This window comes from Sphingomonas sp. BRN-1R (genome assembly GCF_057748035.1).
The window spans coordinates 3,006,719-3,027,584 of the sequence record NZ_CM173236.1; the positions used below are offsets into that span (position 1 = coordinate 3,006,719).

Genomic DNA, 20,866 nt, shown 5'->3' on the forward strand with positions numbered 1-20,866 from the left:
ACGGCTGATCGCATCAAACGATGCGCACATCAATGCTTCACGGCAACCGCGTTCACGCCGCCGCCCGCGCCTCCTCCGCGCTCGCAAGCGTCAGCACGGCCACCGCGCCGTGCCCGCGTCCCTCGCTCTCCAGCCGCAGCCCGCCCCGCATCGCGCCCATCGCATTGGCGCACCAGTGCAGCCCGAGACCGCCCGATTTGTGCGCGCGCGTCGAGAAGCCGCGCTGGAAGAAGGTCGGTGCGTCGGCGGGGTCGAAGCCTTCGCCGTCGTCGCGGATCGCGATGCGGGTGGTGTGCCCTTCCGTGCTGACGCTGGCGAAGATCGTGCCGCTGCGCGTGCCCTTGGCCGCGATCGCCTCCGCCGCATTGCCGAGCAGATTGCCGATCACCTGACTGAGGATCACCCGGCTGGCCATCACCGGATGCGGCGCGGCAGGGAATTCGAACGCGATCGACAGGTCGCCCGAATAGCGCGCGATGGTGGCGTTGCGCGCGAGGATCTCGCTGACGTCGCACACCTCCAGATCAGGCCGCTCGTGCGCGGCGTGTTGCTGCGCGCCGATGATCTCGAGGACATGCGCCAACGCCTCGCGGCCAATGCCGAGCTGTTCGCGACGGCGCGCGCGGTCGTTCGCCTCCGCCTCGACCGCCGCGCTCACAAAGGCAGCGAGCTTGTCGCGCCGCGCCTCGGGCAGATCGCCCCGCGCGAGTTCGGCGACGGCGCGCTCCAGCATCGTGCGGTCGACGGGCGGCGCCTGCGCGATGCCCTGCGACAGGATCGTGCTGATCGGGTTGAGCGCGTTGCGGACGTTGTGCATCACCGCGACCGCACTTTCGCTGCGGCCGAGCGCGAAGCTCTGCGCCTCGATCTGTTCGCGCAAGTCCTTCAACTGGCTCAGCATCGCGTTGAAGCTGGTGCCGAGCGAGCCGATCTCGTCCTGCCGCCCTTCGTCCGCCAATTGCCCGAGCGAACCCGAAGCACGCACCATCTGCATATGGCTTTCCACGCGCGCGAGCGGGCGCAGCACCAGCCGGTCGATCATCCGCCGCAGCATCAGCAGCACGATCAGCAGCAGCAACGTCGATCCGCACACCGCGAGCAGCAGCATCCGCCGCCCCAGCACCGAGATGTCGCGCGGCACGGTGAAAGCGGCACTCGCCACCGAATGGCCGTCCGCGCCGTAGATCGGCACCGCGATCCGCATGGTCGACTGGCTGGTGGTGATGCGGTCACGATCCGCCACGCCGGCGAGATCGAGCTTCGCGCCGAGTTGCAGCAGCGCGGAAAGTTGCCCGGAGGTGATCCGCCGCGCCATCAGCACGAAGCCGCGCGGGGTGCCCGAGCCGTCGCTGCGCCGCACCTCGGCGATGCCGACCGCCGCGACCGCCTGCCCGAGCCGCACGTAGAAGCTCGACGAGTTGTTGCCGGCGAGCACGCGGCGGAAGTCGATATGGGCGATCTGCGCGATCAGCGCGGCGCGCATGGCGTCGTCTTCCCGCCCCGCGCCGCGCCAGCGTGCTATGACGATGCGGCCATCCTTCGCCACATAGGCCATGCCGTTGACGCCGAGGTTCTCCATCGCCAGCGGCGAGAAGCTCTCCGCCTCGAACGCAGGCGTCGGGTGGCCCATATAGTCGTAGCTGGAGTTCCAGTCGCCGTAATCGCGCACCGCGCTTTCGACCTTGGAGGCATATTCGTGCAACGCCGCGCGCGTGCGCTCGACATGGCCGTCGATCGACTTGGCTTCCAGCCGCGTGAAGCTGGGCGTGATGACCGCCGCCAGCAGCAAGGTGATCGCGATCGAGCCCGTCACCCCGATCGCGGTGAGGATCAGCACCAGCTTGGCGCCGAGCGAGCGCGGGTTGCGGAGCGCCTCGACCCGGCTGCGCGCGGCGCGGAACCGGGTGCGCATCAGCCGTGCGTCCCGTTCCCGAGCGTCGCCACCGGCTCGGCGGGATCGACCATGAAGCGCCGGTGCGCCGCCGCACGCGCATCCGCCGCCGCCATCGGCCGCGCGAAATAATAGCCCTGGAGGTGCGAGGCGCCTGCCAGCCGCAGCGCCTGCACCTGCGCCGCCGTCTCCACCCCTTCTGCCACCACGCCCAGGCCCAGCGAGCGGCCGAGGTGGACGATCGAGTGGACGATCGCCGCACTCTCGCGCTCACGGCCCATGCCGTCGATGAAGCTCTTGTCGATCTTCAGGCAATCGAGCGCGAACTTGCGGATGTTGTACAGGCTCGAATATCCGGTTCCGAAATCGTCCAGCGCGATCCGGAAGCCCATCTGGCGCAGCTTGTAGAGCGTCTCGGCGGCGCGATCAGCATCGTCGAAGATCGCGGTCTCCGTGATCTCGATCTGCACACGATTGGGTTCGATTCCCGCGCGCTGGACGCATTCGACGATATGGCCGACGAAATTGTGGCGGCGGAACTGGCGCGGCGAGAAGTTGACCGAGACATACTGGCCCGGCCAGTCCTTCAGCACGGCCAGCGCCTCGGCCAGCACCCAGTCGCCGAGTTCGTGGATAAGGTTGGATTCCTCGGCGATCGGGATGAACAGCGCCGGACTGACCGGCCCGAACTCGGCGGTGTTCCAGCGCAGCAGCGCCTCGAAGCCGACCACTTCCAGCCCCTCGCGCGCGACGATCGGCTGATAGACGAGGCTCAGCTCGCCGCGCGCGATCGACTGGCCGAGCCCGCCTTCGATCTGGCGGCGGAAGCGAATCGATTCGTCCATCGTATCGTCGAACAGCCGCGCGGTGCCGCGCCCGGCGTGCTTGGCGTCGTTAAGCGCGAGATCGGCGCGGCGGATCAGGTCGACCGGATCGCGGTGGCCGCTTCCCTCGACATGGACGAGACCGATCGACGCGCCCGCTTGCACCGAATGGCCGAACAGCTTGAACGTGGTCGAGCATTTGCGGATCACCAGCTCGCACGCCATCACCGCCGCCTCCGCACCGGGCGAATCGAACAGCAGCCCGAACTCGTCCCCGCCGAGCCGCGCGACCATGCCGCCTTCGGGCACCGAGGCGTGGAGGATGCCGCAGATCTGCCGGATCAGCTCGTCCCCGGCGACATGGCCGAGCGTATCGTTGACGATCTTGAACCGGTCGAGGTCGACCATCGCCACCGCGAAGCTGTCGGGCTGGCGCACCCGGTCGGCGAGCGCGCGCATGAAGGCGAGGCGGTTGGGCGCATCGGTGAGCGAATCGTGGTTCGCGATGTGCGTCGCCTTGCTCTCGTTGGCGGCGAGTTCGAGCCCCTGCTCCTCCAACTGCACCACCTGCCGGGCGAGCGCGTCGCGCATCTCGGCCATCTCCTGATCGACCCGCCAGCGGTTGGCGAGCGCGCTCGCCATCTGCGTGACTTCGGCGACCTCGAACGGCTTGGCGATATAGAAGATCTTGTCGGCCGGACCCGCCGCGCGCGAAATCTCGAGCGGCGAGAAGTCGGAATAGCCGGTCACGATCACGAGGTTGATGTTCGGATCGAGCGCGCGGATGCGCGTCGCGGTTTCCTTTCCGTCGATGCCCGGCGGCATGCGCACGTCGATGAACGCGACCGCGAACGGATCGCCCTCCGCAAGCGCCGCCGCCACCGCGGCCACGCCGTCGAGCCCCTGCGAGGCGTGCGTCAGCGCGAAGTCGTGTGTGGGCGCCGCATCGCCCGACGGCGCATCGTCGCCGAACAGTTCGGCCGCCATCGCGTCGAGCGCGCCGCTTTCCGCCACATGGTCGGTCGAGAAGCTGCGCCGGTAGCTGTCATGCATTGCCGGTTCGTCGTCGACGATCAGAATCCGCATACCAGTACCGCCCCAAAGCATGACGGGAAGCGTTTCGCTCCCCCCTTCCGAACGGAGGTAAGCAGGCACGGTTAAAGCGCCGTAAACACTGTTACGTCACGCCTCCGAAAGCAGAGATGTCGCCGACGCCAACGATGGGGAAATTTGATGCAGGTTACGAACGCCTCACGTTTGCGTTGAACTTGCGCAGGCTTCGTTGGTTCTTCGGTCCAGGACAGGGATCAAACGAAGGATTAGACGATGTTCAAGAAACTTGCCTTGGCAACCCTGATCGCCACGGTTGCGGTTCCCACCACCGCCTTCGCCGGTGGCCAGGATTACGATCACGGCAGCCAGTGGCAGCGCGATCAGGCGGAGCGCGATGCGAACTACAACAGCCGCAACTATCGCGGGCGTGACTATCGCAACAACGATCGCCGCTATTATCAGGATTGCAAGCGCAGCAGCGGCACCACCGGTACGGTCGCCGGCGGCGTAGGCGGCGCGGTGCTCGGCAACGTACTGGGCGGCGGCGTTCTCGGCACGGTCGCGGGCGGCGTCGGCGGCGCGCTGGTCGGCCGCACGCTCGACAAGAACCACGATCGTGCGCAGAATCGCAAGAACGGTTGCTGATTTGACGGGGCGCATGATGCGCCCCTCATTGAGTCACATAGCCGCTGGTTTTGAGCGAAGTCGAAGGACGTGCCTCACGCGACGACGTGCCCGGCATGCACTTCGACTTCGTTCCGGGCCAACGGTTTTGCTTTGTCTGTATGCTAAGCCGTCACTCCACCGTCACCGACTTGGCGAGATTGCGCGGCTGATCGACGTCGGTGCCCTTGGCGACCGCAACGTGATACGCAAGCAACTGCACCGGCACCGCATAGACGAGCGGCGCGATCAGCGGATGCACCTTGGGCATGGTGATCGTCGCGAGACAGCCCTCACCCGCCGCCTGCACCCCGTCGTAATCCGAAATCAGCACCACCTTGCCGCCGCGCGCCTGCACTTCCTGCATGTTGCTGACGGTCTTGTCGAACAACGGCCCCGACGGCGCGATCACGATCACCGGCACGGCATCGTCGATCAGCGCGATCGGCCCGTGCTTCATCTCGCCGGCCGCATAACCCTCGGCATGGATATAGCTGATCTCCTTGAGCTTTAGCGCACCTTCGAGCGCGAGCGGATAATCGGTGCCGCGCCCGAGATACAGCACGTCCCGCGCGCTGGCGATGACATGCGCCATCGCCTGGATCGTCTCGTCATAGGCGAGCGCGCCGTTCAATGCGGCGGGCGCTTCGCCGAGATGGCGGACGATCGCCTTCTCCTCGGCGGCGTTGAGCTTGCCCTTGGCGCGCGCGAGGTTCGCGGCCAGCGCCGCCAACACCGCAAGCTGACAAGTGAACGCCTTGGTCGAGGCGACGCCGATCTCCGGGCCGGCGTGCGTCGGCAGCAGCAGATCCGCCTCGCGCGCCATCGAACTGGTCGGCACGTTGACGACGGCGGCGATCTTCTGCCCCTCGGCCTTGGCGTGGCGGAGTGCGGCCAGCGTATCGGCGGTCTCGCCCGACTGGCTGATGACGATCATCAGACCGCCCTCTTCCATCACGGGCTGGCGGTAGCGGAACTCCGAGGCGACATCGAGATCGACCGGTACCCGTGCGAACTGTTCGAACCAGTATTTGGCGACCATCCCTGCATAGAAGCTCGTCCCGCACGCGACGATCGTCACCCGCTTGATGCTGCCGAGATCGAAATCGGGGATCGGCAGGGTAACCTTGTCCTCCATGCGCTGGAGGTACGAGCGCAGCGTCTGCGCGACGACGATCGGCTGCTCGTAAATCTCCTTGAGCATGTAGTGGCGGTGGTTGCCCTTGGAGATCAGCTCCCCGGTCACGCCCGAGATGGTGACCGCGCGCTCGACCGGGTTGTTGTCCTTGTCGAAGATCTCCGCGCCATCCTTGGTGATGACCACCCAGTCGCCCTCGTCGAGATAGGCGATACGCTGCGTCAACGGCGCGAGCGCAAGCGCGTCCGAGCCGAGATAGGTCTCGCCGTCGCCATAACCGACCACCAGCGGCGAGCCCAATCGCGCGCCGATCAGCAGATCGGGGTGCTGGCGGAACAGGATGGCGAGCGCGAACGCGCCGTGCAGGCGCGGCAGCACCTCGCGCACCGCATCGGCGGGGGCGAGCCCGGCCTCGACCTTCTCGCTGATGAGATGCGCGACCACCTCGGTATCGGTCTCGCTGGTGAACTCGCGGCCGCGCGCAATCAGTTCGTCGCGCAAGCTCTTGAAGTTCTCGATGATGCCGTTGTGCACCAGCGCGACCTCGCCGGTCGCATGCGGGTGCGCGTTGTTGGTGGTCGGGCCGCCGTGCGTCGCCCAACGCGTGTGCGCGATGCCGGTCTCGCCTGGTAGCGGATGCTCGGCCAGCTCACGCGCGAGGTTGACGAGCTTGCCCGACGCACGCCGCCGCTCGATCGCGCCTTCGAAGTCGGTGGCGATGCCTGCCGAATCATAGCCGCGATATTCGAGCCGGCGCAGGCCGTCGAGCAGACGATCCGCAACGGGTTCCTTGCCGACGATTCCAACGATTCCACACATGCTGTCAGTCCTTAATGAGGCAAGCTGTACGGCACCCGAATACCGGGCAGGATGCTTGAACTATTTGGCGGCTTTTCTGGCCTTGGCCGCTTCGCGAAACCGGGGCGCCCAGTCCTCGCGCGTCTCCTGCCGCCCGCGTGCGATCGCGAAGCCGTCGGCGGGCACGTCGTCGATGATGACCGACCCCGCCGCCACCAGCGCGCCGTCGCCGATCGACACCGGTGCGACCAGCGCGCTGTTCGAGCCGATGAACGCGTTCGCGCCGATCCGCGTCAGCGACTTGTTATAGCCGTCGTAATTGCAGGTGATCGTACCCGCGCCGATGTTCGCGCCCGCGCCGACCTCGGCATCGCCGAGATAGGTGAGGTGGTTGGCCTTGGCGCCTTTGCCGAGCACCGCCTTCTTCATCTCGACGAAATTGCCGACATGCGCCTCCTCGCCCACCACCGCGCCGGGGCGCAGCCGCGCATAGGGCCCGACGATCGCGCCGCGCGCGACGCTTGCGCCCTCGATATGGCTGAACGCCCGCAGCGTGACGCCGTCGGCAATGGTGGTGCCGGGGCCGAACACGACGTTGGGCTCGATCACCACGTCGCGGCCGATCACCGTGTCGTGCGCGAACCACACCGTCTCGGGTGCGATCAGCGTCGCGCCATCCGCCATCGCCTGTGCCCGGCGCGCCTGCTGCCACGCCGCCTCTACCCCGGCCAGCTCGGCGCGGCTGTTGACGCCGGCGACTTCGGCAGCGCCGGTCTCGATCACCACCGACGCGCGCCCGTCGGCGGCGGCGAGCATCACGATATCGGGCAGATAATATTCGCCGGCCGCATTGTCGTTGCCGACGCGGGCGAGCAGCGGAAACAGATCGGCCGCGCGCACCGCCATCAGCCCGGAGTTGCACAGATCGACCGCGCGTTCCTCTGCGGTGGCGTCCTTGTACTCGACCATCTTTTCAATGCGCCCGTCCGCCGCGGCGATGATGCGGCCGTACGCCGCCGGATCGGCCGGGCGGAAGCCGAGCACCACGCTTGCGGGCGCATCCTCACCCGCCAGCCGGTCGAGCATCCGCTGCATCGTCGCGGCGCTCACCAGCGGCACGTCGCCATAGAGGATCAGCACCGCGCCATCGAACCCCGCGAGCGCGCGTTCCGCCTGCGCGACCGCATGGCCGGTGCCGAGCTGCTCGGCCTGGAGCGCGGTCGTCGCGCCCAGCGGCGCGACCGCCGCCTCGACCTGCTCGCGGCCCGCGCCGGTCACCACCACCACCCGTTCGGGTGCGAGCGCGTCGACGCTCGCCAGCAGGTGGAGCAGCATCGACCGCCCGGCGATCGGATGCAGCACCTTGTGAAGATCGGACTTCATCCGCGTACCCTTGCCGGCGGCAAGAACGATCGCGGCGAGCGGCGAAGCGGAGATTTTCGCGTCCATAATTGCCCTCCTGCCATCAGAGGCTTGCCAATTCCATAGCGGCGGTGCCACGCGCGCCGACATGACAGATTTTTCCTTCGACATGGTCGGCTTCGATCTCGACGGTACTTTGGTCGACAGCAGCGGCGATCTCGCCGCCGCCGTCAACGCGATGCTGGCGAGCGACGGCCGCCCGACGCTCGCGGTGCCCGAGGTTGTGGCGATGACTGGCGCGGGCGTCTCGCAACTCGTGCAACGCGCGCTCGATGCGACCGGCGGCGCGAGCGACGCCGAGTCCGAGCGGTTGAAAACGGTGATGCTCGACCATTATGCCGCGCACATCGCCGTCGAGACGCGACCGTATCCGGGCATGGTCGCGGCGCTGGAAGCGCTCCGGGCACGCGGCGTGCGCATCGCGGTCGTCACCAACAAGCTCGAGGCGCTCGCGGTCAAGCTGCTCGGCGAACTTGGCCTTACCGACCTGTTCGACACCGTGATCGGCGGCGACACCACCGCACGGCGCAAGCCCGACGCGATGCCGGTGGTGGAGATGATCCGTCGGCTTGGCGGGGGTCGCGCTGCCTTCGTCGGCGACACGATGTTCGATGTGGATGCGGCGCGCGCGGCGGGCATCCCGGTGATCGCGGTCGCCTTCGGTCACGGCTCGGCCACGGTGACGGGCGCGGAGGCGGTGATCGACCATTTCGATGCGCTGATCCCCGCGCTGGAGGCGCTGGCATGACCCGGCAGACGTTGGCGCTGCGGCTGTTGTTCTGGGCGGCGACGCTGTTCGCGGCGACGATGGCGGTGCTGCCGCACCCGCCGCACATGCCGATCGACCAGTTCGGCGATAAGTTCGAGCATATGCTGGCGTTCGCGACCATGTCGGCGCTGGCGGCGGCGGCCTATCCGCGCGTGCCCTTGCTGCGCATCGGCGAGCGGCTGTCGTTCCTCGGCGCGCTGATCGAGGTGGTGCAGTCGATTCCCGAGTTGCACCGCGATTGTGATATCCGCGACTGGGTGGCGGACACGCTATCGATTACGGCGGTGCTGCTGATCGCCGGGCTGTTCCGGCTGCGCTGGCGGCGTCGCTAGGCCGCTTCGCCGCTTTGCGGCGGAACATGCGGCGCGCCCGCCGATTGTCTCCCCGTAACCCCGGGAGATGATGAATGGACGACGACCGCCTGTGGAGCTTCGAGCAGAGCCTGTGGACCGAAGGCCCCGACAATTATCGCGAGAAGGTCGATCCCGAGGTGGTGATGGTGCTGCCGCATCCACCGTTCGTCTATCGCGCCGACGCGGCGATCGCGGCGGTGGCCGCGACGCCGGTGTGGGCGCAGGCCGAGCTGAGCGAGCGTCAGGTCTCGCGTCCGCAGGAAGGGCTGATCGTGATCGGCTACCGCGTCAGGGCAAGCCGCGACGGCGAGGCGTATGAGGCGCATTGCACCTCCACCATCCGCCGGCTCGAGCACGAGGTGTGGCGTGTGGTGCAGCATCAGCAGACGCCGGTGCTCGCGCTGACCGCCGGGTAGCTGATCAGGTCGGACCGGCCGCGCGATCGCGGCCGGTCCCCTAGCCGGCCTTGCCGCGCCACTTGATCCACAGATGCCGGGCGAGCATCGCCGGCGGCATGCGCAACCAGTGCGAGCGCACGTAGAACCCGAGCCGCGTGAAGGGCCGCGTCGCCCGCCCCCAGCCTTCACGCGCCGTTACCCGCCGCAGGCAGAGCCGATCGCCGGGGGACAGCGTCGCACCCTCGCCGTACAGCGCCGCCGCCAGCCGCACCGCACGGCCGACCGCATCGGCGAGGCCGTGATGCTCGGCACGCTCGACCAGCCCCTCGACACCAGACTCGGTGAGCAGGCAGTGCACGTCCCAGAGGTTGCGCATGCCCCCCGCCAGATCGCCATCCGCGAACAGATGCGCGGCGGCATGGACGATCACGTCGGTGCGCGACAGCATCGCAAGGCCGGCCCGCAGCGGCACCGCATCCGCCAGCAGCGCATCCGCATCGGGCGTGATGCGGGCGGTGAGCGGCAGGATGGTGTGGTGGACGTCGATCATCCGGTCGCGATCACGGTGGATGAGCGGCGGCAACTCGTGCATCCAGCGGCGATAATAGGCGTTGTCATACGGGTCGGGCTTGACCCATTCCCAGCCGGCGGCGAGCAGCGCCTGCTCGACCGCATCGAGCCGGTCGCGCGGCACGAGGATGTCGAGATCGCCGATCGAACGGCCCTGCCCCGCCATCAGCCCGGCCGCGACGAAGGCGGTGCCCTTGAGCAGCACCACCGGCAGCCCGAGCGGTGCAAGCGCGCGCCGCGCCGCCTCCGCCTCCCATAAGGCGAGCGTTCGGCCATGATCGGCGGAGGCGCGCGCATCGGCGAGGATGCGCGCTACCGCTTGCGGCATCGGCGTGCCGTCCAGCCGCCAAGCGAGTGTGCCGATCATCTGTTCCGCACGCGCGATCGCGAGCAGCGCGGTCCAGCCGTTCGCATCGAGCGCCGCCGCATCGCCGGGGTTGCGCAGTGTCCGCGCGAGCAGCCAGCCGTCGCTCACGCCGCGCTCCACAAGGCTTCAACTTGCGCGAGCGCGCTAGCAGTATCAGGATAGTCGATCGCGCGTGCGGGAATGCTCAGCACCAGCCGGGTCAGCGCATCGAACCCGCGTTCGCCGAGCGCGACGTAATTGGTCGAGGCTTGCGTCAGCCGCACGAACACCTCGCCGGGCGCGACCGGGCGTACGTCGGGCGCGAAGCCGTAACGCGGGAACAGCAGCAGCGCCGGCGTGCCGGGCAGGTCCATCGCCGCGACCGCAGCCGCATCGGGCACGAGATGGCGGATCGCGCCCTTGGGCGTGCCCGCCAGCAGCGGCCCGAACCGCGCGCCCGGCGCCGCCGCCTCGACCACCGGAATCGCCGCGTTCTTGAGGCTGACGAGGCGCGGAAAGGCATGGACGAGCCCGGTCGCCGGGTCGATCAGCGCGAATTCGTCGCCCATCAGCCGCCAGCCCGCCCGCGACAGCAACGCGGCGAGTGTCGATTTGCCCGAGCCCGATTCGCCGGTCATCAGCAGCACCCGCCCGTCGCGCTCGACGGCGGAGGCATGGAGCAGCAGGTAACGGCGCTGGCCGAGCGCCAATTGCAGGTTCATCGCCATCTCGGCGGCGAGCAGCCCCTGCGCGAGCGGCAAGGGTGCCGCATCAGGCAGCACGAAATCGCCGCCGAGCATCACCGCCGGGCGGATCACCCGCCGCCACGGGCGCGCGGCGAACAGCCGCACGGTAAAGTCCGGAACGCCGTCGTCGGGCTTGGGATAGCCAGCGTACAGCGTCTCGAGCTGGCGGATCGGCGCGCGCCAGTCCGAGCCGACCCGAAAGCCGACCGGCCCGATCCGCACCGAGAAGACGTGCCTCATAGCCGCTCGACCAGCCCCGCGACGACCAGCTCGTCGACCCGAGCGGTCAGCGCCGCCGCGTCGGCATCGGGCAGATCGTAGGTCTCGGCCAGCCGTGCGGTCAGCCCGGCAAGCGTCAGCCCCGCCTCGCCCAAGGCGGCGAGGATCTCCGGCGCGGGGGGCGCGACGAGATGGGTAATGCCCGAGGCGCGGTGATAAATGGCGGTGAATGCATCGAGCGGCACGATCCGCAACGCCTGCCCCCGCGCGGCGCGATAGACCGGCTCACCCACGGCCTTTAGCCGCGCGGCATCTGCAACGATGCGAAACAGGTGAAGCCGCTCGTCCCCGAATGGAGATTGCGGACGTAGTTCATATAGGCCTGGCTGCGTTCGTACTCGACGCCCGGCAGGTTGCCGCCGGCAAGCGCCTGCTTGACCTCCTCGCCCTTGAGCGGCCGGGTCGGCGGCGCGAACGCTCCGGCGGTGCCGCTCGCCACCACCGATCCGTCGGCGGCGATCCAGCCCGCGCCGCGGCCGGGGTCCGGCACGGGGATCGAACAATGCACGATCGACACCGCCGTCGCCGCCAATGCCGGACGGATCGAGACGACCGCACTCGCGCCGATCGCGCCGAGCATCAGCGCGCGGCGGCTGGTGCTGCCGGTCGCTTCGGGCACGTCGCTATGCTGATCGGCGTCTTCGCTCATCACCTGTCCTTTACGCCCAAGCCCTTTCACATTCGCAAATCGCTGGCAAGCAAGGCTATCGCAGTTAACGACGTTTCGACTAGAGCGGGCCGGCATTCAGCCCTGACGGCCTGCAAATGGCGCTTTGCCGCGCTTCCGGTGCTCACGGCCATTAGGCCGCTGCGCTCCGGGTCGCAGCAAACCACCATTTTCGGCTCGTCATGATCTGAATGCCGACCCGCTCTTACGCCGAGCGAATGGGTTTGGGAGCGGACAGATTGGGCAAGGGAGGCGCATGGTAAACGGCTTCGGTCTTCGCACGCTCGCGGCGCTTGCCATCATCGTCGTCGCCGGCTGCGCGGTGTTCCTGCTGGGCGACGTGCAGGCGTCGCTCGTCACATTGGTCGGCGGGATCGCCGCCGTGCTCGCCGCCGCCGGCACCGGTGAGGCGGAGGAGAGCGCGCAGCCGCTGCCGCCCGCCGCCGATCCGCTCGACTCACCCGATCCGGTCCATGCCATCATCAACGCGATCGCCGAACCGATCCTGATCGTCTCGGCCGGTCAGGTCAGCCATGCCAACGACGCCGCCCGCGCGTTGCTCGGCCAGCATATCGTCGGGCAGGACGTGCGGCTGGCAATTCGCCATCCAGGGGCTGCCGAGCGGCTGATGAGCCCGCCGGGCGCGGGCGCGCAGCCGCCGGTCAACCTCGTCGGACTGGGCGCGCGCGAGCAACGCTGGGAGATGCGGATCGGCGATGCCGCGGGTGGGCGGCGCGTCGTTCACCTGGTCGATCAGACCGGCAGCTATGCCGCCGAACGGATGCGCGTCGATTTCGTCGCCAACGCCAGCCACGAGTTGCGCACCCCGCTCGCCTCGATCCTCGGCTATATCGAGACGCTGAGCGAGGAGGCCGGCGAGGAAAAGGACCTGCGCGAACGCTTCCTCAAGATCATGTTCGACGAGGCGCGGCGGATGCAGCGGCTGGTCGAGGATCTCATCTCGCTGTCGCGGATCGAGGCGGAGAAATACCGCCTGCCCGACCGCGCGGTCGATCTCGCCGGGCTGATCGCGGAGGTGCGCGGCAGCATCCTCGATGCGCAGGGCGAGAACGCCCCCGCGATCCGCGCCGAGGTGGCGGAGGATATCCCGCCCGTCTCGGGCGATCGCGCGCAGTTGAGCCAGGTGCTCCACAACCTCGTCAACAACGCGATCAAATACGGCCGCAAGGGCGCGCCCGTTACCATCACGCTCGAACGCCATGCCACCGGCATGGTGCGCTTCGGCGTCAGCGACGAGGGCGACGGCATCCCCGCCGAACACATCCCGCGCCTGACCGAACGCTTCTACCGCGTCGATACCGGGCGCAGCCGCGCGGCGGGCGGCACCGGGCTCGGCCTGTCGATCGTCAAGCATATCGTCGAGCGGCATCGTGGAAGGCTCGATATCGAGAGCACGCTCGGCAAGGGCACCACCGTCACGGTGCTGATTCCCGCGCACGGGAACACCGTCATAAAACGGTAACTAAACCGTCACACAGGCTGGTTTTGCGGGTGTTAGCGCGATCTGGGGGCGATCACCGACCCGCCTGGAGAAGTCCTCATGCACGGAAGGGTTGCGTTGTTCACCGCGTCAGCGCTCGCGTGCGCGCTGGGCGGTTGCACCGACCAGGCGGACGGCGGCGGCATGGGCTCGCGCGATCAGATCAAGGTGGTCGGCTCCTCCACGGTCTTCCCCTTCACCACGATCGTCGCCGAGCAGTTCGTCGAAAAGACGCCCGGCGCCAAATCGCCGGTGATCGAATCGACCGGCACCGGCGCCGGCCTCAAACTGTTCTGCGCAGGCCTCGGCGCGGCGCATCCCGATATCGCCGACGCCTCGCGCCGGATGCGCCGGTCCGAATATCAGGCGTGCCGGGCGAACGGCGTCGATGCGGTGATCGAGGTGCAGATCGGGCTCGACGGCATCGCCTTCGCCGAAGCGAAGAACGGCCCCGGCATGCGGCTCACCGTCGCCGACCTGTTCCGCGCGCTGGCGACCGCGCCCGATGGCCGGCCCAACACCGCGCGCACCTGGGCGGACGTCAACCCCGCGCTGCCCCCCACACCGATCCAAGTGTACGGCCCGCCCGCGACCAGCGGCACGCGCGACGCGCTCGCCCAGTTGATCCTCGCGCGCGGCTGCGAGGCGGTGCGTCCGGCGCTGGCCGTGCTGAAGGAGCGGAACCCCGACGCTTTCGCGCGGCGCTGCACGCGCATCCGCGAGGACGGCGCCTATATCGACGCGGGCGAGAACGACAATCTGATCGTCCAGAAGCTCCAGTCCAACGCCAATGCGATCGGCATCTTCGGCTATTCGTATCTGGAGCAGAACCGCGACAAGCTGAACGGCATCGCTATCGACGGGGTAGCGCCCACCTATGAAACGATTGCGCAGAACCTCTATCCCGGCGCGCGGCCGCTCTACCTCTACGTCAAGAAGGCGCATCTCGCCGCGATCCCCGGCTTGCGCGCCTTCCTCGATCGCTTTGCCGCCGCCTGGAACCCGGGCGGGCCGCTCGTCGCCAAAGGGCTGATCGCCGCGCCTGCGGATGTGCGCAAGACCGCCGCCGCCGCGATCGCGGGCGAAACCGCGCTCGACCCGCGCCGGCTGCTTTGAACGGCGCGCGCATGTCCCTCCTCGTCCTCGTCTTCCTCATCGCCGGGCTCGGCCTGATCGCCTGGCTGGCGGCGCGGATGCGCGCCACGCGCTTCCGCCGTGCGAGCAAGGCGCGCTTCAGCTCGCTGCCCTCGCATCACGGCGGCTTCGTCGCGATATGCACGGTGCTGCCGCCCGCGATCTTCCTCGCGATCTGGGCGGCGTGCGCGCCCGGCCTCGTCACCGATCGGGTGCTGACCGATCCCGCCGCCATCCACCTGCCCCCGCCGGGGTTCGAGCGCGCCGCGATCCTGTCCGAAGCGCGCGAGTTGGCGCGCGGCAACGGCTTCGGCGCGCCCTCCCCGCTCGCCGCGCGGCTCGCCCCCGCCTATGCCGCCGCGCAGACCCGCGCCGACTGGATCGGCGGTGGCGTCGCGCTGCTGCTCGCCTTCGCGTTCGGGCTGTGGACGTTCACCCGCGTCCGCCCCGATTTCCGCGCGCGCACCCAGATCGAACGGCTCATCATGGCGCTGCTGCTCGCCGCCGCACTGGTCGCGATCGTCACGACGATGGGGATCGTCGTCTCGCTGCTGTTCGAATCGGCGCGCTTCTTCGGGATGGTGCCGGTCGGCGAATTCCTGTTCGGTACACACTGGAGCCCGCAGGGGATCGACCCGCGCGATCCCGGCGCGTCGCTCGGCGCGGTGCCGCTGTTCTGGGGCACGTTCTTCATCGGCGCGGTGATCGCGATGATCGTGGCGATCCCGCTCGGGCTGATGAGCGCGATCTACCTCACCCAATATGCGCGCAGCGGTGTGCGCAAGTGGATGAAGCCGATCATCGAGGTGCTCGCCGGGGTGCCGACCGTGGTGTACGGCTATTTCGCCGCGCTGACGGTGGCGCCGCTGGTGCGCGACTTCGCGGTGGCGATCGGGGTGCGTTGGGCGAGTTCGGAAAGCGCGCTCGCTGCCGGGCTCGTAATGGGGATCATGATCATCCCGTTCGTCTCCTCGATGGCGGACGATGCGATCACCGCCGTGCCTGCGGCGATGCGCGACGGCAGCCTCGCGATGGGCGCGACCCAGTCCGAGACGATCCGCCGCGTGCTGCTGCCCGCAGCCCTTCCCGGCGTGGTCGGCGGCGTGCTGCTCGCGGTCTCCCGCGCGATCGGCGAGACGATGATCGTGGTGATGGCCGCATCGGGCGTGGCGACGCTGACGCTCAACCCGTTCGCGCCCGCCACCACCGTCACCAAGCAGATCGTCGACCTTCTCACCGGCGAGGCCGAGTTCGACAGCCCCAAGACGCTGGCGGCGTTCGCGCTCGGGCTGACCTTGTTCGTCATCACGCTGCTCCTCAACATCGTCGCGCTGACGGTCGTGAAACGGTATCGGGAGGCGTATGAGTAAGGCGGCCATCGCATGCGGGACGATGCCCCTCTCACCGTTCGTGCTGAGCTTGTCGAAGCACGTGCCGCAGGCGCGGACGTCCGTGGCACGCCCTTCGACAAGCTCAGGGCGAGCGGGCCCGGGGCGCGAAGCATGAATAAAGCCGAACCTTTTACCCCCGCGCCGACCGACTGGCGCGCGCCCGCGCACCAGCGCCGCGTCGCCAAGCGCTATGCCGCCGAACTGCGCTTCCGCTGGTTCGGGCTGGGCGCGGTGGTGGTGTCGGCGGGGTTCCTCGTCGTGCTGCTCGTCTCGATGCTGGCCGGCGGGCTCGGCGGGTTCGTGCAGACGCAGATCGCGCTGCCGATCGACTTCGCGCACGCGCACCTCGCGATCGCACCGGCCGCGCTGAAGGGACCGGGCGCAGACCTCGCGCTCGCGGGTGCCGATCTCGCCGGTGCGACCGATGCCGCCGCCGTCGCCGCTTATGGCCCCGGCGGCGACGCCCTGCTGTCGGACGGAGCCTGGACGCGCGTGCGCGACCAGCTCAAGGCCGACCCGTCGCTGCTCCATCGCCGCGCGACTTTGTGGGTGCCCGCCGCCGACCGCATCGACATGGCCGTCAAGCGCGAGGGCGCGCCCGCCGACGAGGCGATCGTCGCGAAACTCACCGCCGCGCATGCGCTCTCGACCGGGTTCAACAGCTTCTTCCTGACGAGTTCGGATTCGACCGATCCGACGATGGTCGGCATCTGGGGTGCGCTGAAAGGCTCGCTCTACACGATGCTCGTCACGCTGCTGATCGCCTTTCCGGTCGGGCTGTTCTCCGCTTTGTACCTTGAGGAATATGCGCCCCGGAACCGCTGGACCGACCTGATCGAAGTGTCGATCAACAACCTTGCAGCGGTGCCTTCGATCATTTTCGGGCTGCTCGGGCTCGCGGTGTTCCTCAACACCTTCCACCTGCCGCGCTCGGCCGCGATCGTCGGCGGGCTGACGCTCGCGCTGATGACGATGCCGGTGATCGTCATCGCCAGCCGTAACGCGATCAAGGCGGTGCCGCCCTCGATCCGCGACGCCGCCTTCGGCATCGGCGCAAGTCCCGTGCAGGTGGTGTTCCACCACGTCCTGCCGCTCGCTCTGCCCGGCATCCTCACCGGCACGATCATCGGCATGGCGCGCGCGCTGGGCGAGACCGCGCCGTTGCTGATGATCGGCATGCGCGCGTTCATCACCGCGCCGCCGGGTGGTCTGCGTGATCCCGCCACGGTGCTGCCGGTGCAGATCTTCCTGTGGTCCGACCAGATCAACCGCGGCTTCGTCGAGAAGACCAGCGCGGCGATCCTCGTGCTGCTCGTCTTCCTGCTCGCGATGAACGGCGTCGCGATCTACCTCCGCAACACATTCGAGACCCGCTGGTGAACGCTCCATATCCTGGCATTGGCCACAAGATTTCCGCACGCCGCGTCAACGTCTTCTACGGCGACAATCGGGCGATCAGCGACGTGTCGATCGACTTCGACCGCGACGTGGTGACCGCGCTGATCGGCCCGTCCGGCTGCGGCAAATCGACCTTCCTGCGCACGCTGAACCGCATGAACGACACGATCCCGACCGCGCGGGTGGAGGGCGACGTCACGCTCGACGGTGAGGATATCTACGCCGCCGACATGGACGTGGTGCAGCTCCGCGCGCGCGTCGGCATGGTGTTCCAGAAGCCGAACCCCTTCCCCAAGTCGATCTTCGAGAACGTCGCTTATGGTCCGCGCATCCACGGGCTCGCGTCGAACCACACGCAATTGGCCGAGATCGTCGAGCGCTCGTTGAAGCGCGCCGGCCTGTGGGACGAGGTGAAGGATCGCCTGTCCGACAGCGGCACCGCGCTGTCGGGCGGCCAGCAGCAGCGGCTGTGCATCGCCCGCGCGATCGCGGTCGATCCGGAAGTGATCCTGATGGACGAGCCGTGCAGCGCGCTCGATCCGATCGCCACCGCCAAGATCGAGGAACTGATCCACGAGTTGAAGGGCCGCTACGCGATCGTGATCGTCACCCACAACATGCAGCAGGCGGCGCGCGTCTCGCAGCGCACCGCCTTCTTCCACCTCGGCGCGCTGGTCGAGGCGGGCACCACCTCCGACATCTTCACCAATCCGCGGCAGGAACGCACCAAGGATTACATCACCGGCCGGTACGGCTGAGGGACGGATAATGGCGACGTACGAACATACGATGAAGGTCTTCGACGACGAGATCGGCCAGTTGCGCGGCCTCATCGCGCAGATGGGCGGGCTTGCCGAACAGGCGATCGGCGACGCGATCGAGGCGCTCAAGAACCACGACCTCGAAACCGCCGCCGAGATCGTGCGGGGCGACAAGAAGCTCGATGCGCTCGAACATCAGGCCGAGGAACTGGCCGTGCGGATCATCGCGCTGCGCGCGCCGCTCGCCGACGATCTGCGCGAGGTGGTCGCCGCGCTGAAAATCGCCGGGGTGATCGAGCGGATCGGCGATTACGCCAAGAACATCGCCAAGCGCACCCCGCTGATCGAATCGCACGGCGATATTGAGCCGCTGTCGATCCTGCCCGCAATGGCCGCGCTGGCGATCGAGATGGTGCACGACGTGCTCGACGCGTTCGCCGCGCGCGATGCGGCGGCCGCGCAACAGGTCTGCGCGCGCGATCGCGCGGTGGACGATTTCTACAACAGCCTGTTCCGCGTGCTCGTTACGCACATGATGGAAAATCCCGCGACGATCGGCCAGGTCACGCACCTGCTGTTCATCGCCAAGAATCTGGAGCGGATCGGCGACCATGCGACCAACGTCGCCGAGATGGTCTATTTCGCCGCGACCGGCACGCACATGGCCGAGCGCGATCGCGGCGCCTTCGTAACCTCTCAAGGGGAGTAAGCACATGGCCCGGGCCAAGATGTTGCTGGTGGAAGACGATGCCGCGCTTGCCGAACTGCTGAGCTGGCATTTCAAGCGCGAGGATTTCGACGTCAAGCAGACGCCGGATGGCGAGGAGGCGCTGCTGCTCGCCAAGGAGGCGACGCCCGATATCGTGCTGCTCGACTGGATGGTCGAGGGGCTGTCGGGCATCGAGGTGTGCCGCCGCCTGCGCCGCATGCCCGAGACGGCGAACGTGCCGATCATCATGCTGACGGCACGCGGCGAGGAGGAGGACCGGGTGCGCGGGCTGGAGACCGGCGCGGACGATTACGTCACCAAGCCGTTCTCCCCGCGCGAGCTGGTCGCGCGGGTCGGCGCGGTGCTGCGCCGCGTGCGTCCGGCGCTGGCGGGCGAGCAGCTCACCTATTCGGACATCGAGATGGACACGGTCGGCCACAAGGTGCGCCGCGCGGGCGAGGTGATCCCGCTCGGGCCGACCGAGTTCCGGCTGCTCAAGCATTTCCTCGAACATCCCGGCTGGGTGTTCTCGCGCGAGCGGCTGCTCGATGCGGTGTGGGGGCATGATTCGGATATCGAGAGCCGCACCGTCGACGTGCATATCCGCCGGCTGCGCAAGGCGATCAACGGCGACGACCGGCCGGATATCATCCGCACGGTGCGCTCGGCCGGCTATGCGCTCGATTCGGGGGTTTAGAGAATTCCCCGCCAACACCCGTTCGCCCCGAGCGAAGTCGAGGGGCAAGCCTCGGGCGTGCGGCGCAGTGTCTCGACGTCGCTCGGCTCGAACGGCTGGGCGCGCGAACCCCAAAGGGGAGACAAGCGCGAACCAGCGCGCTAAGCGGCGGCGCAATGCATCTGTTTCCGCCTGCCGCCTGCCCGCGCCTGATCGTCAAGATCGGCTCGGCGCTGCTCGTCGATCCCGATGGCGGCGTACGGCGTGACTGGTTGGCGAGGATCGCAGCCGATATCGCCGAGCGCCGCCGCGCCGGGCAGCAGGTCGCGGTGGTATCCTCGGGCGCGATCGCGTTGGGCGCGCGGCGGCTGGGCCTCGCCAAGGGCGGCCGCGCCAGTCTCGAGGACGCGCAGGCCGCCGCCGCCGTCGGGCAGATCGCGCTCAGCCAGGTGTGGGCGGAGACGTTGGGCGCGCAAGAGCTGACCGCCGCGCAGATCCTCGTCACGCTCGACGATCTGGAGGATCGCCGCCGCTATCTCAATGCCGCCGCGACGCTCGACCGGCTGCTCGGGCTGGGCGTGGTGCCCGTCCTCAACGAGAACGACAGCGTCGCCACCGCCGAGATCCGCTTCGGCGACAACGACCGGCTCGCCGCGCGCGTCGCGCAGGCGGCGGGGGCGCAGGGCGTCGTGCTGCTGTCGGATATCGACGGGCTGTACGATCGCAACCCGGCGCTGCCCGGCGCGGTGCATATCGCGCGTGTGGAACGGATCGACGACCGGATCGAAGGCATGGCGGATCGCGGCTCGGCCTCGGGCATGGGATCGGGCGGCATGGTCTCGAAGATCGCCGCCGCGCGCATCGCCAACGCGGCGGGCGCCAACCTCGCGATCGCGAGTGGGCGGATCGACCGGCCACTGTCGGCGGAGGCGCGGCACACGATCTTCGTGGCGGAGAAAGCCGCGCCCGCGCGGAAAGCGTGGCTGGCGGGCGGGCTGACCGCGCGTGGATCGATCCATGTCGATGCCGGCGCGGCGCGCGCGCTGAAAGGCGGCGCGAGCCTGCTCGCGGCGGGGGCGACGCGGGTGGAGGGCGATTTCCGGCGCGGCGATCTGGTCGCAATCTGTGGCGCCGACGGTCGCACGCTCGCACGCGGGCTGGCGGAGTATGACGCAGAGGAGGTCGCGTCTATCACCGGGCGGCGCAGCGGCGAGCTGGCGGATATCCTCGGTTATGCTCCGCGCGCGGCGCTGGTGCACCGCAATCATATGGCGCTGTTGTGAGGGACATGATGGCGCTCCTTCCCGTCCGTTCGCTTCTAGCGGAGGGTCTCGGCTTCGCTCGAAACTGCTCGAACCGAACGGATTTGGGTGGGGCTG

Annotated in this window: 20 protein-coding genes; 12 read left to right on the forward strand and 8 right to left on the reverse strand. The window is 68.5% G+C overall.

All coding sequences use genetic code 11. The features are described 5' to 3' along the window. Positions 1 to 52: 52 nt before the first annotated feature. Positions 53 to 1,912: a CHASE4 domain-containing protein gene (locus tag AC3ANX_RS14030; protein WP_488333880.1), complete on the reverse strand. Its 1,860-nt coding sequence runs from the start codon at positions 1,910 to 1,912 to the stop codon at positions 53 to 55. Beyond that, positions 1,912 to 3,801 carry a putative bifunctional diguanylate cyclase/phosphodiesterase gene (locus AC3ANX_RS14035; RefSeq protein ID WP_488333881.1) on the reverse strand — a complete coding sequence of 630 codons (1,890 nt, stop codon included), beginning with the start codon at positions 3,799 to 3,801 and terminating at the stop codon, positions 1,912 to 1,914. Before AC3ANX_RS14035 ends, AC3ANX_RS14030 begins: the two co-directional genes overlap by 1 nt. A gap of 240 nt (positions 3,802 to 4,041) precedes the next feature. Between AC3ANX_RS14035 and AC3ANX_RS14040 the strand changes: the two genes are divergently transcribed. Then, on the forward strand, positions 4,042 to 4,413 hold the full coding sequence (locus tag AC3ANX_RS14040) for a hypothetical protein (RefSeq protein WP_488333882.1): 372 nt from the start codon (positions 4,042 to 4,044) through the stop codon (positions 4,411 to 4,413). A gap of 151 nt (positions 4,414 to 4,564) precedes the next feature. Here AC3ANX_RS14040 and glmS read toward each other — a convergent pair whose 3' ends face one another. Both glmS and glmU read right to left on the reverse strand, forming a co-directional pair. Continuing rightward, the gene (glmS, locus tag AC3ANX_RS14045) at positions 4,565 to 6,388 is read right to left on the reverse strand and encodes a glutamine--fructose-6-phosphate transaminase (isomerizing) (RefSeq protein ID WP_488333883.1); all 1,824 of its coding nucleotides are present in this window, start codon (positions 6,386 to 6,388) and stop codon (positions 4,565 to 4,567) included. A gap of 60 nt (positions 6,389 to 6,448) precedes the next feature. Then, positions 6,449 to 7,816, reverse strand: coding sequence for a bifunctional UDP-N-acetylglucosamine diphosphorylase/glucosamine-1-phosphate N-acetyltransferase GlmU (gene glmU / locus AC3ANX_RS14050; protein ID WP_488333884.1), 1,368 nt, complete (start codon positions 7,814 to 7,816; stop codon positions 6,449 to 6,451). Between the two features lie 61 nt (positions 7,817 to 7,877). Here glmU and gph point away from each other — a divergent pair, with 61 nt between their 5' ends. From gph to AC3ANX_RS14065, 3 genes are all read left to right on the forward strand, one after another. After that, entirely contained in the window at positions 7,878 to 8,537 is a 660-nt protein-coding gene (gene gph / locus AC3ANX_RS14055; protein ID WP_488333885.1) for a phosphoglycolate phosphatase, read from the forward strand. Beyond that, positions 8,534 to 8,890 carry a VanZ family protein gene (locus AC3ANX_RS14060; protein ID WP_488333886.1) on the forward strand — a complete coding sequence of 119 codons (357 nt, stop codon included), beginning with the start codon at positions 8,534 to 8,536 and terminating at the stop codon, positions 8,888 to 8,890. Before gph ends, AC3ANX_RS14060 begins: the two co-directional genes overlap by 4 nt. A gap of 74 nt (positions 8,891 to 8,964) precedes the next feature. Beyond that, positions 8,965 to 9,327 (forward strand): DUF4440 domain-containing protein, encoded by a 363-nt coding sequence (locus AC3ANX_RS14065; RefSeq protein WP_488333887.1) that lies wholly within the window; start codon positions 8,965 to 8,967, stop codon positions 9,325 to 9,327. A 40-nt stretch (positions 9,328 to 9,367) separates the two neighbouring features. Here the strand turns inward: AC3ANX_RS14065 and AC3ANX_RS14070 are convergent, their stop codons facing one another. Genes AC3ANX_RS14070 through AC3ANX_RS14085 form a run of 4 tightly spaced genes read right to left on the reverse strand, consistent with a single transcriptional unit; the run spans position 9,368 to position 11,899 of the window. After that, positions 9,368 to 10,354, reverse strand: a complete 987-nt coding sequence (locus AC3ANX_RS14070; RefSeq protein WP_488333888.1) for a nucleotidyltransferase domain-containing protein — start codon at positions 10,352 to 10,354, stop codon at positions 9,368 to 9,370. Then, positions 10,351 to 11,211, reverse strand: a complete 861-nt coding sequence (locus AC3ANX_RS14075; protein WP_488333889.1) for an HprK-related kinase A — start codon at positions 11,209 to 11,211, stop codon at positions 10,351 to 10,353. The genes AC3ANX_RS14070 and AC3ANX_RS14075 overlap by 4 nt, the downstream gene beginning before the upstream one ends. Further along, positions 11,208 to 11,483 (reverse strand): HPr-rel-A system PqqD family peptide chaperone, encoded by a 276-nt coding sequence (locus AC3ANX_RS14080; protein ID WP_488333890.1) that lies wholly within the window; start codon positions 11,481 to 11,483, stop codon positions 11,208 to 11,210. The genes AC3ANX_RS14075 and AC3ANX_RS14080 overlap by 4 nt, the downstream gene beginning before the upstream one ends. A 5-nt stretch (positions 11,484 to 11,488) precedes the next feature. Beyond that, positions 11,489 to 11,899: a hypothetical protein gene (locus tag AC3ANX_RS14085; RefSeq protein WP_488333891.1), complete on the reverse strand. Its 411-nt coding sequence runs from the start codon at positions 11,897 to 11,899 to the stop codon at positions 11,489 to 11,491. A 274-nt stretch (positions 11,900 to 12,173) separates the two neighbouring features. Between AC3ANX_RS14085 and AC3ANX_RS14090 the strand changes: the two genes are divergently transcribed. The 8 genes from AC3ANX_RS14090 to proB all read left to right on the forward strand — a co-directional run bounded on the left by AC3ANX_RS14090 (position 12,174) and on the right by proB (position 20,770). Further along, a complete protein-coding gene (locus AC3ANX_RS14090; protein WP_488333892.1) occupies positions 12,174 to 13,400 on the forward strand; it encodes an ATP-binding protein in 1,227 nt (408 codons plus the stop codon). 78 nt (positions 13,401 to 13,478) lie between these two features. After that, the gene (locus AC3ANX_RS14095; RefSeq protein ID WP_488333893.1) at positions 13,479 to 14,534 is read left to right on the forward strand and encodes a substrate-binding domain-containing protein; all 1,056 of its coding nucleotides are present in this window, start codon (positions 13,479 to 13,481) and stop codon (positions 14,532 to 14,534) included. 11 nt (positions 14,535 to 14,545) lie between these two features. Continuing rightward, complete coding sequence (gene pstC, locus AC3ANX_RS14100) at positions 14,546 to 15,922, forward strand: phosphate ABC transporter permease subunit PstC (RefSeq protein ID WP_488333894.1); 1,377 nt, start codon at positions 14,546 to 14,548, stop codon at positions 15,920 to 15,922. 132 nt (positions 15,923 to 16,054) lie between these two features. Beyond that, complete coding sequence (gene pstA, locus AC3ANX_RS14105; protein ID WP_488333895.1) at positions 16,055 to 17,323, forward strand: phosphate ABC transporter permease PstA; 1,269 nt, start codon at positions 16,055 to 16,057, stop codon at positions 17,321 to 17,323. Further along, positions 17,320 to 18,099 carry a phosphate ABC transporter ATP-binding protein PstB gene (gene pstB, locus AC3ANX_RS14110; protein WP_488333896.1) on the forward strand — a complete coding sequence of 260 codons (780 nt, stop codon included), beginning with the start codon at positions 17,320 to 17,322 and terminating at the stop codon, positions 18,097 to 18,099. The genes pstA and pstB overlap by 4 nt, the downstream gene beginning before the upstream one ends. A gap of 10 nt (positions 18,100 to 18,109) precedes the next feature. Further along, on the forward strand, positions 18,110 to 18,811 hold the full coding sequence (phoU, locus tag AC3ANX_RS14115; protein WP_488333897.1) for a phosphate signaling complex protein PhoU: 702 nt from the start codon (positions 18,110 to 18,112) through the stop codon (positions 18,809 to 18,811). Positions 18,812 to 18,815: 4 nt separating this feature from the next. After that, positions 18,816 to 19,508 (forward strand): phosphate regulon transcriptional regulator PhoB, encoded by a 693-nt coding sequence (phoB, locus tag AC3ANX_RS14120; RefSeq protein ID WP_488333898.1) that lies wholly within the window; start codon positions 18,816 to 18,818, stop codon positions 19,506 to 19,508. A gap of 155 nt (positions 19,509 to 19,663) precedes the next feature. Continuing rightward, entirely contained in the window at positions 19,664 to 20,770 is a 1,107-nt protein-coding gene (gene proB, locus AC3ANX_RS14125; RefSeq protein ID WP_488333899.1) for a glutamate 5-kinase, read from the forward strand. The last annotated feature ends 96 nt before the right edge of the window (positions 20,771 to 20,866 follow it).